This window comes from Paenibacillus sp. OSY-SE, assembly GCF_000283315.1.
Lineage (GTDB): Bacteria > Bacillota > Bacilli > Paenibacillales > Paenibacillaceae > Paenibacillus_B > Paenibacillus_B profundus.
On record NZ_ALKF01000199.1, the window covers coordinates 118853 to 134098 of the forward strand.

Here is a 15246-nt window from a genome sequence, read left to right on the forward strand (position 1 = left end):
GTTGTGCGCGTGCCCGTATATTTATGACTTGAAGCGTGCAGATAACTGCTGCAAATCATCAGCAATGCTTGCCAAATGATTCGCATATGACGCCATTTCCTGCATTGCTGCATTTTGCTGTTCGCTTGCTGCTGCGACGGTCTCCATTTCCATTAACGTACCATTCGTCATTTCGCTCGCGGCATCGAAAGATTCGATCATGTCAGCGTTCGAAGACGCAAGCTGCGAACCCAGTTCCGTCACGTGATTCAACTGAACGTTCATTTCATCGATCGCTTGGAAAATATCTGTAAAGCTATTCGTTACCGATTCGGTTAACTGCTGTCCAACGGCCACGGACTCTACTCCATTCTGCATGGCGGTCCATACAGAGTCAGAACGCTCCCTAATCTGCTGCACCATGCCCGTAATCTTCCCGGCGGCCTCCTTCGTCTCCTCCGCCAGCTTGCGCACTTCGCCCGCTACGACTGCGAAGCCACGCCCATGTTCACCTGCGCGAGCCGCTTCAATAGCTGCGTTCAATGCAAGCAGCTCCGTCTGAGCAGCCACCTCTTGGATAAAGGCAACGATACGATGTATGTGATGCGATTGCTCATTCAATCGCTCTGTCTCCGCCTTAGCCTGTTCCGTGTTCTGCGTAATGGCATCCATCTGCATGCGCACGCTGTCCAGTGCCTTTCCTCCACTCGCTGCCCACTCGCTCATCTCTTGTGCCGCATGAGAGGAACTGCCTACGAGTGTTACGACACGATGCAGCTGTGATTCAGATTGATGCGCTTGTGCCGTTACGGTATTCAAGCGTTCATCCAACAGTGCCGATTGAGTCGACACTTGCTGATAGGAGGCCGCGACCTCCTGCAAGGAGCTTACGTTCTCCTCCGAACTAGCGGATAGCTCCTCGGCGGAAGCCGCAACCACTTCGGATACTTCACGTATTTGCGCCATAATGTCGGATAAGGATTGCGTCATCGAGTTGAAGTTCTTTTCCAGACGGCCAATTTCGTCCAATCTTCCGTCTACCGGAACGCGAACAGAGAAATCACCGTCTGCAATCCGCTCTGTCATTTGCTGAATCCGCACGACGGGGCGTATGATGTTACGAACGAACTTCCACAGAAATAAACCGATAAGACCGATCAATACGACGAGAAACACGGAAGCGATAATCACGATTTCATTCGCTTGGGCGTTAATTTCACTTCGACTCAAGACCGAGACGATGTTAATCCCGAGTTTGTTTCGCTTATCATAGCTGATGAATTCATGTCTGCCGTCAGCGTTCGACATATACTTGCCATATTCGTCTGATAGCAGCTCTTTATATTGCTCTCTGTCCAGTTGGGAGCCCTGCTTATGTACCGGGTGGGATAGCACGTGATTGTCCTTATCAATTAGGCTGATATACCCGCTGTCCCCCACCTTGAATTGGCTAACCGATTGATTTAAATTGTCGATCGAGACATCAATGCCTGCAACCCCTTCCCCATTCGGTAACGAACGGGAGAACGTCACAATCATTTGTCCCGTAATCATATCTTGATAAGGCTTGGAGACGATGACTTCGCCTTCATGCTCTTTGGCCAATTGATACCACTCGCGTTTTTTCGCTTCATTGATGTCAATCTCACTGCCGCTGTTGTCGAAATATTTATCTCCAAGCAGGACATAAGCAAACAATATGTTGCTGATGTCTGAAGTCAGGTCCGTGACCCGATGTTTAATCCGCGTCACATCCTGCGAGTTCTCGCTTATGCTGGCTGCCAGACTGCTTACCAAATGCCCATTCGTCTCATAAGTCTGATTCAGCATTCGCGAAATGGATTGTGTCGCTTCATTGACCTCATCATACATCATGTTTTTCGTGTTGTATGATGCCGTTAACGTTAAGATAACGATGAGGACAATCGTAGGAACGATAATGAAGCAGGTGAGCAGGAGAATAATTTTTTTATGTAGAGAACGTTGAATCGATTGAGCCCAATTTCTATAGTATTTCAATGTAAAATCCCCTTTGCCAATCTTGAAGTCAGACACTTTTCGTATATCGGAAATATTGATAATGTTTTTATACTTTTCAGAAAATATACATCAGGTAATTCAAGGAAACTCCGGTTAATGCCTCTCCCCTGCAACCCCAAAAAAAAGACTGCGCCCCTAAGCTCTCCTTGGCACAGTCTTGCTATCATTGTATAACTCTCGCTTATCTCCGCGAACGCCCCCGTGTCGAGCCGCCTTGCAGTCGCATTAATGGACGCAGCGCCTTCTGAACGGGACGCGGATAGCTCCCAAGTTCATCCTGACGCACGACGCGGAAAGCAACCAGTCCAACTACGAACAAGGCTACGACGACTAAAGCTACAATACCAGCTGTGAACATGTATACTAGCTTGGCCGGCAGTATTCCGACCAACTGCTCGCCCAGTTTCTCGACTCCGAAGCCGATGCCGCCGGCCATCACAACGGTGAGCAGAAAGCCCGGCCAACGATTACCGAGCACATCGAACGGAACTACCTTCTTCATGACGCGAAGATTAAGCCACGTAATGATAAGGAAGCTTATCGCTGTGCCTCCAATGATGCCGTAAATGCTGAAGAAATGAACAAGTCCAAAGCTGGCGAGCAATTTAATAATAATGCCAAGTGTTACGCTAATCATAGCGATATAAGGCTTACCAAGTCCGATTAGAATGGAGCTCGACGTCATCATCGTAATTTGAAAAATGGTTCCAAAAGTAAGCATGGCAATAATTCCCGCACCATCCAGTGTACTGAACAAGAAGCCGTTGACAGAGTATGCTCCGACCGCAAGGGCCAATACGATCGGCATGCCGCTCAGTACAGAAATACGCATCGCCAAAGAGGTCTGGCGTTTCAAATGATTCAAGTCCCGCTTGGCAAACGCCGCAGAAATGACCGGGATAAGCGAAGTGCTGAGCGCAATCGCCAAAATCGGCGGTATGCCTGCAATCGATTGTGCCCTTTGCCCGAGGATACCATATAAATGCGCAGCTTCTACCTGTCCGAGATCTGGAGCCAGCAGCGGAATTGTAATGGACGTATCGATAAAATTCACCGCAGGAACAGCCAGTGAAGACAGTACGATAGGGACTGACAAAGCAAAGATCGAACGGAAAATATCACTTAAAGGAACCTTCTTAGCCCCGGTGCGACGCGCACGGACACCTGCCTTACGGTCTGCCTGGCGCAGCTTGCCGAGGTAATACACCATAATGATGAAGGCGCCGACACTTCCCAGCACACCGCCGAAGGAAGCTGCAGCTGCCGTCCATTCCTGGGATGCTCCGTTGTGCATGAGCACGAAGGCAAGTCCGATCGCGGTCACGACGCGGAGTACTTGCTCCACGATCTGAGACACTCCGCTCGCTTGCATCATGTTGCGGCCTTGCGTGTAACCGCGCATCATAGCGATGACCGGGAACAACAACAGCGCCGGCGCTAACGCACGAATGGCAAGCGCGGCTTCCGGCAACTGGATCATGTCTGCATAGAACGGTGCAAATATGAACAGCAGGGCCGTCGCGACGACGCCTGAGACTAATCCGAATAAGAGCGCCGCATAATAGACTCGCTCCGCTTCACGCACTTGGTTCAGCGCATAGCGTTCGGAGACCATTTTGCTCAGTGTGCTTGGAATACCCGCCGTCGCAACGGCAAGTATCATAAGATATACCGTCTGCGAAGCCGCGAACGATGCGTTCCCGACGGAACCTAGCATATGCTCGAGCGGCACGCGCTGGAATAAGCCGAGCACACGCGCCACTAACGTTGCAGCGGCGATGATGAGCGTTCCTTTTATAAATGATTCCTTTGCCAAACGTTTCCCTTCTTTCTTTATGCTAGCCCGTACCTCATCAGGTCATACAAGCAGGAAGAGCCTCTGTCGAAGCTCTTCTAGAGGTTGTCCAAAAAGCCCCCTCGGTGCTGAAAAGTGACCTTTTTGAACCGCTCTTCTACATTAGAACATGAACACCCAAATGAAGAACAGAATAATCATCCCAATTTGCAAAGCAAATTTAACCACGATACTTGAGAACAAACCGACGACCGCTCCAATAGCCGACTTAGCTGATTTCTCAACGTTAGCTCCTGCAATAATCTCCCCGATAAACGCGCCGAGAAGCGGCCCCAATATGATGCCGAATGCCGGAATAACGAACGGCCCGATCAGAATTCCGACCGTACTGCCAATAATCGAAGCGCGTGATCCGCCGAACCGTTTCACGCCCCATGCATTGACGACGTAATCAGCTATGAACAACACGGCGACGATAAGTGTCTGTATCGTCCAGAACCAGAATCCGAACGGTTCGAAGCTGACGAACAAGCCATATACAAAGAAGGCTGCATAGATGGCTAATGCTCCCGGCAGAATCGGGTAGATCGCACCCGCCATGCCAAGAATAAATAATGCGATCACACATATCCAAGCAAGGATGGTCATAGACAGACGCCTCTCATAGGTTTTCTACAATACATATTCCCGGATTACCTGAGCCACACCATGTTCATTGTTCGAACGTACGACGACATCAGCCGCTTTCTTTACTTCATCCTGCGCATTGCCCATGGCAACGCCAAGTCCTGCCGCTCGAATTACCGCTAGATCGTTCAAGCTGTCTCCTACGGCAACCACCTGTGACATCGAAAACCCGAGCAGATCGCACACGGTCTGAATGCCCGACGCTTTACTGATGCCAATCGGATTGATCTCTATATTATGCGGTGAAGAATTGGTTAATTCCAGTCCGCCCATCGCCCGCAGCTCTTTCCATAGCTGTTCCCGAACTTGGTCATCCTCCGTAAAGTAGCCGAATTTCAGCCATTCCTCTGCGTCAATATCGGCATCCCAGTTCTCTCGATTATATTGCCGCTCTGTGGAGTAAGCCCAGAACCAAGCATCATACTGTTCTGACATCTCCACCATTTTGCTGACCGCATCGCGGTCAAGCAGGTGACGCACAAGCAGCTCATTCGAATTTTTCCATACTTCACTGCCGTTTACCGTCACCATCGGCGACTCTAACCCGAGCTCCTCTGCATAAGGCTGAGCGTTCTGAAACGCCCGTCCTGTGGAGAACATGACAATGATGCCGGCATCGCGCGCAGCATGTATCGCATCCGCCGTTTCAGTGCTGATGTTCTGATCTTCATCCAAAACCGTTCCGTCCATATCAAGGGCCAACAATGTATATTTACTCATTTCAGCATTCACTCCTAGTTCTGGCTGTCCCGCTTCAGACTCGTTGCCGTCGTTCTTGTCGAAGCTTGTATATTTGAATATGTTGAAGTTTGTCATACGTAAATTTGCATAACGACATTGTATCATAACGATGCGGCTACAACAAAGACTTCCTTCCTATTTAACTCTCTAACTAGAGGTTGCTCAGAAAGCCCCCTTTTGATCACGAAGTGGTTCAGCAGGCAGACTCGACATCGAATCTTGCACCACGTCATACGAAAAAAAGCCCCATTGCCCGAATGTATCGAGCAAGGGGCATTCCCCGTATCCAAATCATGCCTTCATTTCCGCCATCCGGCGCGATTTATATTGATGAGGGTCGACACTCGGCCCCATTAAGCCGATATCATCCACATGCTCGCCGCCTACTTCTTTGACGACGTCCGCAATTATTCCAATCGTAGTGGTCACCTTCAGCTTGCTGTCCCTCACGGCAACCTTCATGCCTTCCTCTTCCTGTTTCCCCTCGTTCGTATTGCCGCAGGCCATTAGAGCGAATACTACGCTCAGGAACAACACCGTCATAACTAATCTCTTTAACGCCGAATTCCATTTCACTGTACTTGCCGCTTTCCCCATTTTCCTAGTCATTCTACCTGCACTCTCCTATCTTTCCGGTTCCCCTAATTGTGATAATTTTGATACTCCCAAAAATTTTGTTATAGACCTTATTTTTTAAATATATGAAAAAATGTTTTACCAATGCAACTTTTTCAGCAAAAAAAAGGAAAGACTTTGTCATATCGTATGCGGACACCCCATTACTGGTGCGCTTTCCGGATAGTGGACAAAGTCTTTTTATTTTTGTTATGTCAGTATATCTGTCTTGTAGCATTGTCTTCTTTATTCATCCGCTGCTGTCTCTGATTCCGCAGCACCCGTCTTCGCCTTCTTCTTCGGCACGCCGTCCAAGCCGTATTCTTCATCGTACGCATCGAAGATTTCACGTGCGATCGGACCAGCCCCGTATGAACCGTATCCGCCTTCTGGCACGACGACGGCCACCGCCAGCTTCGGCTTATCCGCAGGCGCATACGCGATGAACACCGCATTCTCAACACGCTTCCCGCCGCCAACATCCTGCTCGGACGTACCCGTCTTGCGGTAGAACTGATAAGGGAAATCATCGAAGCCTTGAGCGCCGACCTTCAGCATCCCCTGCTCGACGACATCCCAATATGATTCATTGAATTTGGTTTCGTTCAACACCTCACGGCCGAACGTTTTGACAACCTTGCCTTCCCCATCCACAATTTTGCTGATGAACTGCGGCTTGATGCGCTTGCCATGGTTCGCGAGCGTCGCCGTATATTGCGCAAGCTGCAATGTCGTATACTTCCCTAATTGGCCAAATGAAGCACTTGCCAACGCAGACTGGGCACTATACTTTTCCGCATCGGCGATGTAGTCCTTCAGCCCGGGAATCTCTCCCGGCAAACCGCTGCCTGTCTTCACGCCGAGACCGAATGCTTCCATATATTCGTCCCATATTTGCAGACCGTTCTTGCCGTCCTTCTCCGGCATGCTGTACAATCGCTTCCCGATCATGTCGACCATAAAGGCGTTGGATGATTTCTCCAGTGCATACGCCGGCGTCATTCCTGGTCCCCAAGAACGGCGGCTCGAGTTCCATATCTTCCGCTCGTAGCCTTTACGGCCAATCTCCGCATACCCATAATCAGTATATCTGTAATATGGGCCGAAAAATCCCTCCTGCAAGCCAATGAGTACGGTTAACGGCTTCATCGTCGAGCCGAGATAGACGAGTGAGCTCGGATGCTTCATCCGCTCCTTATCATCCTCATAAGGCGCCTGCACTTCGCGAATTGCCCCGTTGCCCATAAAATACTGATTACTTCGATAATTTTCAGGACTTATCGATCCGTTCTTCCACACGTTCGTGTCGTAGTCAGGCATGCTCGCAATGGAGACCACGTTGCCTGTGTCCACTTCCATCGCGACGGCAAAGCCGGTACGGGCGTTCGGAGCCGATTCGAACCGGTTGGACGAATTGCGCAGCTTCTTCAAATGCTCCATAATCGCGGTTTCCGATCGTTCCTGAATCTCTTTATCAATCGTCAAATAGAGATCGTTGCCCCTCTGCGGCTTCGTCAATTCCATTGGACCGATAATGCGTCCAGCGACGTTGACAGGGAACTTCTTGACGCCGTTCAAGCCGCGCAGCTCGTCTTGGTACATGAGCTCAATGCCGTCGAAGCCGACATCTTCATATTCCAAATACCGCTCTTCGGTTGACAGCTCATTGCGTTTTTCATGTTTTTCCTTGTAATAGGAAGAGTCCTCGCGTACCCCTTTGAATTTCTTCAAGTAGCCCACCGTCTGCACGGCCACCGAATTGGGATCATAGTTGCGTACGCTGTCCTCGACAATGTCGATGCCTTTGAATTCCGGCTTATGCTCGAGAAAATACGCAATTTCCTTCTGCGTCAGACCGGTCTTGATGAGGCGCGGCACATATACGAAATATCTCTTCCCTTCTAAATCCATCAATTCATTATAAATGACATCTTGCGTTAACGGCTTCTCGCTCGGAGTACCGAGCCTGTTGAACACTTCGGCGAGCTGTTTTGCCAAGAGCTGCGCCTCTTCCCGGTTCTTCTGCTGAACCTCCGTCAGCTTCGCCTTCTTAGGATCCCCATAGTTCTTCTCCACATTGAAATAGAGCGACTGGGTCGCCGTAGAATACGCCACCCTTGTCTTACCGGAAGCGTCCCATATCGTGCCCCGCAGCGGCGGAATCGCCGTCTCCCGGAACCCAAGCTGCGATTCCTTCTCCTTCAGGCTTGGACCTTCTACGAATTGCAATATCGCCAACCGCACGATAAGTACGGTAAATACGACAAAGGTTATAAAAAAGAATAAGTTCAACCGAAACGAGAAATTCCGGCGGTTATGGAGTTCACGCTTCTGCGGATCATCCGCATGTGGATGACTCAAGCCTCATCATCCTTTCTTGCTTTACTTTACAATCCTGTCTATTTTACCATATCCGCTCCTCAATATTCAAAGTATCAATGCGAGGTAATATTACTGGCGGAAAGCAGCTTGTCCGGGATATGCGTCGCATCGAATTTCGGCGGATTGAACCAATCACCGGAGCTTGCCCACGTTGCATCCAGCGGTATCCAGCGTTTCTCCTCGCGCAGCCATACTTCGTTCCACGCGTGCGGGCCATAGCCGCCATTACCGTTATAGCCGAGCCCCGTCACCACTTTCACGTCGAGTTCGGCCACGCGCGCCATAACTGCATACAGACGTGCGTAGTCGATACATACGCCCTGTTTGGATGCAAACGTATCTTCCGGCCCCTGCTCCTTCCAGATGCGCTTCGTCTCATACTGACGGGCTTTATCCCAATCATACTGCACTCGACTGCCGATCCAGTCGTATAACCGGCGCGCTTTATCTTCATCCGTCGTCGCGCCACGCACAATTTCAAGCGCAGCCTGCTCGATATCGGCCGGAATTTGATTGTCGATTACCTCGTACTTCCGCTGCATTAACGCGCCTAATTCCTTCTCCACTTGAGAAGTAAACACAGGAAGCTGCTCTGCAATGAAGTCTCCGGCCAATGGCTCAATGACCCGACTGGCTACGGTGCGATAAGCGGACGAAGCTTGTATCATATCACTTGCTTTTGTATCGGGCTGCAGAGTGACATAGGCGAATAGCACCAAGATGACGAAGAATGCGCGCGCTATCCCTACAGCACTGCCCAGCACGGCTCCGACAATCCAATTCACAGCCTTCTGGAGCACGTATATGATTCCTGATTTCTGTGCTTCCCCACGGCTTCCCGCTGCCGATTCAGCGCCTCCGCGTAATACGGTATGCGCTCCGATCCACGCCAATATCATCCGCACGACTAAATAGAGGAGCATGAACAGAATCGCAAAGCGCAGCAGGGCAAAATCGCGCATTCCGGTAATAAATGTATAGTACATTTGCTCCCACCAAGCCAATGAATGCGACGGAATCGTAATGTTCCACTCCACGAATTGACGCTGAACATACGGAGAGATCCATAGCACCATATGAAAGGTGATGAACAGGGACATGAACGTAAACAAAGAATCCATAACAAAGAAGAAGAGGTGACGCATGGACCCTGTAGCGCCTCTCGTCACCCCTTGCAGTACGGAGAGAATGACAATGACGAGGAGCAAGATCGTCACGGCATTCCATTCCCACACTATCCCCGAATTCATTTATTCTGTTTCGCCGCTTGAATGAATTGGCGTATCGAATCGTTCATGTCCCATTCACCTAGCGATACGCCACGGAAGGAGACGTTCACCTTGCCGCTGTTCGGCGTCCCTTTCATTTCAAGATTCGACGTCTTAATCGTATACGTCCCGTCTTCATTGGTGGTGAAGTCAGCCTGCTTCGCTTCGTCCATCATTGCCTGCACCGCTTGGTCCTTCAGCTTATCCACCGCTTCATCCGTCACCGTAGTCACGACATTGTTCACATCGTCCCATGTAATGCCGCTATATACGGCTACCGCTGCTACAATAACGACGACAAGTGCCCATTTGACCATCGTCTTCACGAAGCTTACGATGACGAACAACACGATGAGTGCGATTAGGAAGACAAGCCAATTTTGCTTTATAAATTCAAACCACATTTCCATTTGATTCACTAGGTAACCATCCTTTCCTTTGCGTCTTTGCGTATTATACATCATTCCCAATTGTTGCAACAGTAAGACCAGCAGTATGTCCGGCCAAAACTTTTGAACTGCCTTTGAAAAAGTAATAAGTTCGTCCATTTCGACGTACAAGTATACCATAGCGATCTGGAGGTGACTGATTTGCGCTCTGTGCTTTGGCTTTACTTGTTCTTATTTGTTGCATTTTTTGATCTGCATGCGCAGTATCCGATATTGACCCCGTTTGCCATTTCGTTAGGCGCGGCCCCGTCCTTTATCGGATTGATGATGGGCATGTACTCCTTTACCCATTTGCCAGGCAATGTAATGGCCGGTTACGGAATTGACCGATTCGGCAGCCGGATTTTTATTGTACTGAGCCTTATCGGTGCCGGTATCATCATGATTCTGCAAGCCCATGTCGTCAATCCGTGGCAGCTGCTCGTGCTGCGCTCGATTAGCGGGTTCGTGCTTGCCTTTCTGTCTCCGGCCTGCTTGACGTTGCTCGCCCGTATGGCGCGGGATCATGTGCAGCAAGGCAAGCTTATGGCTGGCAACGGCCTTGTACATACGCTAGCTTCCGTCGTCTCTCCGGCAGCCGGGGCCTATCTCGTCGCCAAGATAGGCTTCTCAATGGCGTTTCAAGCGCTTGGCATCGCGCTTGTCTTCGTCGGTGCGCTGGCATGGTTTTTTATCCAAGATATTAAAGAAAGCGACATGCATAAGACGCCCGCTCAGAGCGAAAACACGTCAACTCCTGTGACCGCCAACGACAAAGCGCCTGCGGTACCGTGGCGCTTCTACTTTATGCCGCTAGCTATTGCCTGCTCGCAAGGCATCTTGTTCTTCGAGCTTCCGCTTATGGCTGACGCGCTTGAGTCCATAATGAAGACAGGCATCTTATTCTCCGCTGTCAGCCTCGGCGCCTTATTCACACTCAGCCTGCTGTTCTTGAACCAATACCCTGCATTTACCCGCACATGGATGGGCGCATTCGGGTTATCGTTGCTGTTCTTCGGGCTCGCTATCCATTGGCCGATCCCGTTGATGGCAACACTGTTTCTTATCGGGATGACCAAGGGAATTATACTTCCCGCTTTATCAGCTCATTTAATACAGCTTAGCGGAGGTGTCCGCTATGGACGTATATTCTCCATCCTGTCCATCGCTTCTTCCATCGGTTCCTTTCTTGGCCCGATGCTTGCCGGACAAATACGGGACACGATTTCACCTTATTTTATCGCTTTTCTGTTTCTCATGCTGGCAGTCACGATGCTTCCAGCCAGACATCCGTTTATACCACACGGCAGGCTGCACACGCAACAGCCTCAGGCAACATCCCCGCGTACATAACAACATGAGGGACATACCGGGCGCTAACCTAAATCGGAGCGGTCTGGGTAGAAGCACAGAACACTCCGTGACATCTGACATAGTATAGCATTGTGATAACAGACTATCGACGAAAGCGGGGTGAAACGAGATGGGAAATTGTTTTGATCCATGTGGTCCTGAACCGACACCCGTAGCGCCAATCACCGCCGGTTGCGGAATAGGCTTCTGGACAGCAACAAGCACAATCCTCGTTCTGTACATCTTGCTTGTGATCATTCTCCGCGCACCATTGCTTTAATATCCTCTCGCTCTCTCCTCATGCGGCTTGTCCCCTAGGCAGGCCGTTTTTTACCATCTAGCTCTACACGCGGTCGCTCATCTTCGAAAAGCCTCGATAGAGGTTTTCTCATATGTACGAGGGTAGCGGCTGGAACGTTGCAAGGCGGGGATGGGTTTATGTTACACTAGGAGTGAAAACCGATACATAAATGAACTTTATATATTAGTAGGTGAACGCCATGGAAATTACAATCATTGTAGAGGGAAAGAACGACCGCAGCCGCTTGCGCCGCCTCTTGAATGATGAGGTCTGCATCTTGTGCACATACGGCACATTGAATACGGAACGGACTGAAGCGCTGCACAAAGAGGCGGGGGACAAGCCGGTCTATTTGTTCATGGATAATGATGCCTCTGGCAAGCGTATACGGGGCGTGCTGCGGGATACGTTTCCCGATGCCGAACATATATATACCCGGCGTGGTTATGCGGGGGTGGAGGGCACACCCGATGATTATTTAATCCAGCAATTAGAAAAAGCGGGGCTGGACGAATACATCATGTATCCGGACCCACCCCCGCTTGCTTGATTCATTATGCTGCTACTTCACTAAACTCATAACGTCATTCGCAATGATCTCAGGTGACGAAGTTTCACGATCATTGGCGTTGTAGTATTTGCGGATGTTGCCATCCTGATCCACCAGCGTAATGACATTCAAATGAGTAAAGTTGCCGTCCTCGTCCTTGATGACACTCGAACCGAGGGCTGGCATCATCTTGGCCACATCCGCCTCGTCACCGCGAAGGAAATACCAGCCGCTGTAGTCAGCATTGTATTTCTTAGACCATTCTTGAATCGCTTCCGGTGTGTCCCGCTCTGGATCGAACGATATGGACACAATGCTTGCATCCTTGCCAAATACGCCTTTATCCTTCAACAATTGCTGAACTTCGGACAGCATGTATGTCGTTGGCGGACACACATCCGGACAATTGGTGAAGTAGAAGTAGAACAACCGCGCTTTGCCGTTCGTATCGGCCAAGCTAACCGTGTTACCGTCTACGTTCTGCATTGTAAAATCCGGTGCCGTCTTATCCGTAAGCGGCAGTTCCGGCCCGCGAGGCCAGTATAGAATGGCCGCTACGACAGCAAATACAAGGACTAACGCCATCAGAAAAATTTGAAAAGAATACTTCTTCGCCCATTGTGACATCGCTCGATCCCCCGTTACTCTCCCATGTTCTGTAATTCTTAACTCATGAATCAGGCTTTCCCCATTGTATCCAAGATAAGAATAATCAGATGCAGCATCAATGCATTGATTGAGAAGATGAAGTTGCGCTTAGCCCACACCTCGTCATTGTTACTCCGAAGTCCTGCTATGCACAAATACAACCAAATAAGGTTAATCACCGTTCCTGCAATGCCGTAAATAAGACTGACGTAGCCGTATGCATAAAATAACCAGGATACGGGCAAAAGCAACGCAACATAAGGAATCATCTGCCACTTCGTGCGCTTAATCCCTTTGACGACCGGCAGCAAAGGGTAGCCTGCTGCGCGATATTCTTCCACACGCCGAATACCGAGCGCCCAGAAATGAGGCGGTTGCCACAAGAACAATACAGCAAAGAACAGAACCGCTCCAATATCAACATACCCAGTAACGGCCACATAGCCGATAACCGGCGGCATCGCTCCCGAGATTCCGCCTACCGATGTACTCCATGTCGATGTCCGTTTCAGCCAGAGCGTATAGACGACGTCATATACGAACATGCCTATTAATCCGAGCCAACCTGCAAGTGGATTAATGAGTAAAAATAAACATAATAATCCCGCGATTCCCAATCCAATCGCATACCAGAGTACGACTTGAGGCTGCAATCGACCCGTAGGAAGCGCTCGGTTGCGTGTGCGTTCCATCTTCATATCGAAATCACGGTCGAAATAGTTGTTAAATACACATGAGGATGCCATAACGAGCGTCGTTCCCGCCAGCACCCACAGCAAGGTCATCCAGGGAATGTCCCATTTAGCTGCCACCCAGAAGCCCGCAAACGTAGCCAATAAATTGGAGCGTATAATTCCCGGCTTCGTTAGCAGAATAAACTCTCTCCATAATCCAACCCGCATCGGTCCCGGCGATAGCATAACGGCATCGGAAGGAGCCTGACAAGTCATTTGTTTATCCACGTGACCCTTTCCTCCTTGTTGTGTTCAGAGAAGAGCAGAAAAGTTGTGCATCTGCTGTAATTTTTATCATAGCAAAAATGTCCAGCACATGACAATGTCGTTCAATAATTTGACAAGGCCTTGACCTTTTATTCACAATGTTTATTAAGCTCCTCAAATTCCCAAATATGCAATTTCCCCCTTCCCCCTGGAATACATGCCGTAATTTCATCCCATTCACTGCTTTCTTCAAGCCGCAATTTTTTCATGCGAACATAATCCTCATGGGATGTGTTCAACCATTGTTCAACAAAAACGTTAGGTTGATCCGTTCCTTCATACAACACCGCATTCGTGTGGCTCTGCAGCTGTCTCTTTACGAGAGACAGATAGGTCTCCCGGAGCTCTGGAGCAATCCGATATTCTACAAAAATGATTCGATTCAACTTGACCACCCTTTCTTTATCTTCTTATGAACCCATGAGTCATATTTTGGAACAAAGTTGTCCACAATACAAGTGGGTGATTAATGATGGATACAAGCACACATGCCATAATCGGACTCGGATTGGCCGGGCTGTCCCAGTGGGACCCCCTCGTCGTATCGGAGCCAGCAACTGCGACTGCCGTCTTCTTCGGCGTGCTGCTCGGCTCTCAGGCGCCTGATGCCGATACGGCCCTAAAATGGAAAAGCAATATTCTCTATATTCGCCAGCATCGCGGGTACTCCCATTCGCTGCCAATGATTGCAGTATGGTCCTTCCTAATATCCGGTGTGCTGACATGGCTCAATAAAGGCGCATCCTTCACGCATGTATTGCTGTGGACAGGCTTGGCCGTGTGTCTGCATGTCCTGACGGACGTCTTCAATGCATATGGCACCCAAGCGGTCTGGCCGTTTACGAAACGATGGATATCATGGAACATCATCGCTTTGTTCGATCCGATCATTTTTTCCACGCATCTTATTGCGATCGCGCTCTGGGGATTCGGCATCCTCTCTCCACGCGTGCTGTTTCCCGCTCTATATCTGCTGCTTATCACTTACTATGTATGGCGAACCCATGTTCACCGACAAGTGGAACGACAATTGCCTCTGCTTGATAAGGAGTATGAAAAAGGAGAAATATACACGATAATTCCGACCGTAGCCCTGTCGAGATGGAATGTAGTAAAGCGGAGTCCGAACGGGTCTTTTATGATCGGCCATTGGAAGCGGGGCATTCTTCATTGGACGGAAAGAGCGGTATGTCACGATCATCCCGCCGTTGAAGCATCCAAGTCTCACCCTGCCGTGCGGGCACTGCTTTATTTCTCAAGCTATGCATGCGCTACCGTGGAGCATACCGGATACGGCTATGCCGTACGTTGGGTGGATGTAAGGTATCGCCACCGCAAGCAGTATCCATTAGTGGCCATCGTCATGATGAATTTGAAGTACGAAACATTGGACTACTTCATCGGTTGGTTAAGTCATACCCGCACCGTCAAACGATACGGATTGGAATAAAGAAGCCG

General features: G+C 49.7%; 15 protein-coding genes. 4 read left to right on the plus strand and 11 right to left on the minus strand.

Translation table 11 applies throughout. The features are described from left to right. Window positions 1-21: 21 nt before the first annotated feature. The 8 genes from A372_RS0125655 to A372_RS0125695 all read right to left on the minus strand — a co-directional run bounded on the left by A372_RS0125655 (window position 22) and on the right by A372_RS0125695 (window position 9926). On the minus strand, window positions 22-1998 hold the full coding sequence (locus tag A372_RS0125655) for a methyl-accepting chemotaxis protein (protein ID WP_019423786.1): 1977 nt from the start codon (window positions 1996-1998) through the stop codon (window positions 22-24). A 202-nt stretch (window positions 1999-2200) separates the two neighbouring features. After that, window positions 2201-3835: a putative polysaccharide biosynthesis protein gene (locus tag A372_RS0125660; protein ID WP_019423787.1), complete on the minus strand. Its 1635-nt coding sequence runs from the start codon at window positions 3833-3835 to the stop codon at window positions 2201-2203. 141 nt (window positions 3836-3976) lie between these two features. Further along, window positions 3977-4462 carry a DUF456 domain-containing protein gene (locus A372_RS0125665; protein ID WP_019423788.1) on the minus strand — a complete coding sequence of 162 codons (486 nt, stop codon included), beginning with the start codon at window positions 4460-4462 and terminating at the stop codon, window positions 3977-3979. Window positions 4463-4486: 24 nt separating this feature from the next. Next, complete coding sequence (locus tag A372_RS0125670; protein ID WP_026011292.1) at window positions 4487-5221, minus strand: Cof-type HAD-IIB family hydrolase; 735 nt, start codon at window positions 5219-5221, stop codon at window positions 4487-4489. 312 nt (window positions 5222-5533) lie between these two features. Then, the gene (locus A372_RS0125675; protein ID WP_036705296.1) at window positions 5534-5851 is read right to left on the minus strand and encodes a metal ABC transporter solute-binding protein, Zn/Mn family; all 318 of its coding nucleotides are present in this window, start codon (window positions 5849-5851) and stop codon (window positions 5534-5536) included. 252 nt (window positions 5852-6103) lie between these two features. Beyond that, window positions 6104-8218, minus strand: coding sequence for a peptidoglycan D,D-transpeptidase FtsI family protein (locus A372_RS0125685; RefSeq protein ID WP_019423792.1), 2115 nt, complete (start codon window positions 8216-8218; stop codon window positions 6104-6106). A gap of 74 nt (window positions 8219-8292) precedes the next feature. Beyond that, the gene (locus A372_RS0125690; RefSeq protein WP_019423793.1) at window positions 8293-9489 is read right to left on the minus strand and encodes a transglutaminase domain-containing protein; all 1197 of its coding nucleotides are present in this window, start codon (window positions 9487-9489) and stop codon (window positions 8293-8295) included. Then, the gene (locus A372_RS0125695; RefSeq protein WP_026011293.1) at window positions 9486-9926 is read right to left on the minus strand and encodes a hypothetical protein; all 441 of its coding nucleotides are present in this window, start codon (window positions 9924-9926) and stop codon (window positions 9486-9488) included. The genes A372_RS0125690 and A372_RS0125695 overlap by 4 nt, the downstream gene beginning before the upstream one ends. Before the next feature lie 171 nt (window positions 9927-10097). Here A372_RS0125695 and A372_RS0125700 point away from each other — a divergent pair, with 171 nt between their 5' ends. The 3 genes from A372_RS0125700 (at window position 10098) to A372_RS0125705 (ending at window position 12139) form a co-directional block, all read left to right on the plus strand. Next, window positions 10098-11288: an MFS transporter gene (locus tag A372_RS0125700; protein WP_019423795.1), complete on the plus strand. Its 1191-nt coding sequence runs from the start codon at window positions 10098-10100 to the stop codon at window positions 11286-11288. Between the two features lie 181 nt (window positions 11289-11469). Then, window positions 11470-11568: a YjcZ family sporulation protein gene (locus A372_RS39685; RefSeq protein WP_233698015.1), complete on the plus strand. Its 99-nt coding sequence runs from the start codon at window positions 11470-11472 to the stop codon at window positions 11566-11568. Window positions 11569-11788: 220 nt separating this feature from the next. After that, entirely contained in the window at window positions 11789-12139 is a 351-nt protein-coding gene (locus A372_RS0125705) for a toprim domain-containing protein (RefSeq protein ID WP_019423796.1), read from the plus strand. A gap of 12 nt (window positions 12140-12151) precedes the next feature. Here A372_RS0125705 and A372_RS0125710 read toward each other — a convergent pair whose 3' ends face one another. From A372_RS0125710 to A372_RS0125720, 3 genes are all read right to left on the minus strand, one after another. Then, window positions 12152-12766, minus strand: coding sequence for an SCO family protein (locus tag A372_RS0125710; protein ID WP_019423797.1), 615 nt, complete (start codon window positions 12764-12766; stop codon window positions 12152-12154). Window positions 12767-12816: 50 nt separating this feature from the next. Continuing rightward, a complete protein-coding gene (gene cyoE, locus A372_RS0125715) occupies window positions 12817-13749 on the minus strand; it encodes a heme o synthase (protein ID WP_019423798.1) in 933 nt (310 codons plus the stop codon). 128 nt (window positions 13750-13877) lie between these two features. Further along, entirely contained in the window at window positions 13878-14183 is a 306-nt protein-coding gene (locus A372_RS0125720; protein ID WP_019423799.1) for a hypothetical protein, read from the minus strand. A gap of 77 nt (window positions 14184-14260) precedes the next feature. Here A372_RS0125720 and A372_RS0125725 point away from each other — a divergent pair, with 77 nt between their 5' ends. Beyond that, window positions 14261-15238 carry a metal-dependent hydrolase gene (locus A372_RS0125725; protein WP_026011294.1) on the plus strand — a complete coding sequence of 326 codons (978 nt, stop codon included), beginning with the start codon at window positions 14261-14263 and terminating at the stop codon, window positions 15236-15238. Window positions 15239-15246: the final 8 nt, after the last annotated feature.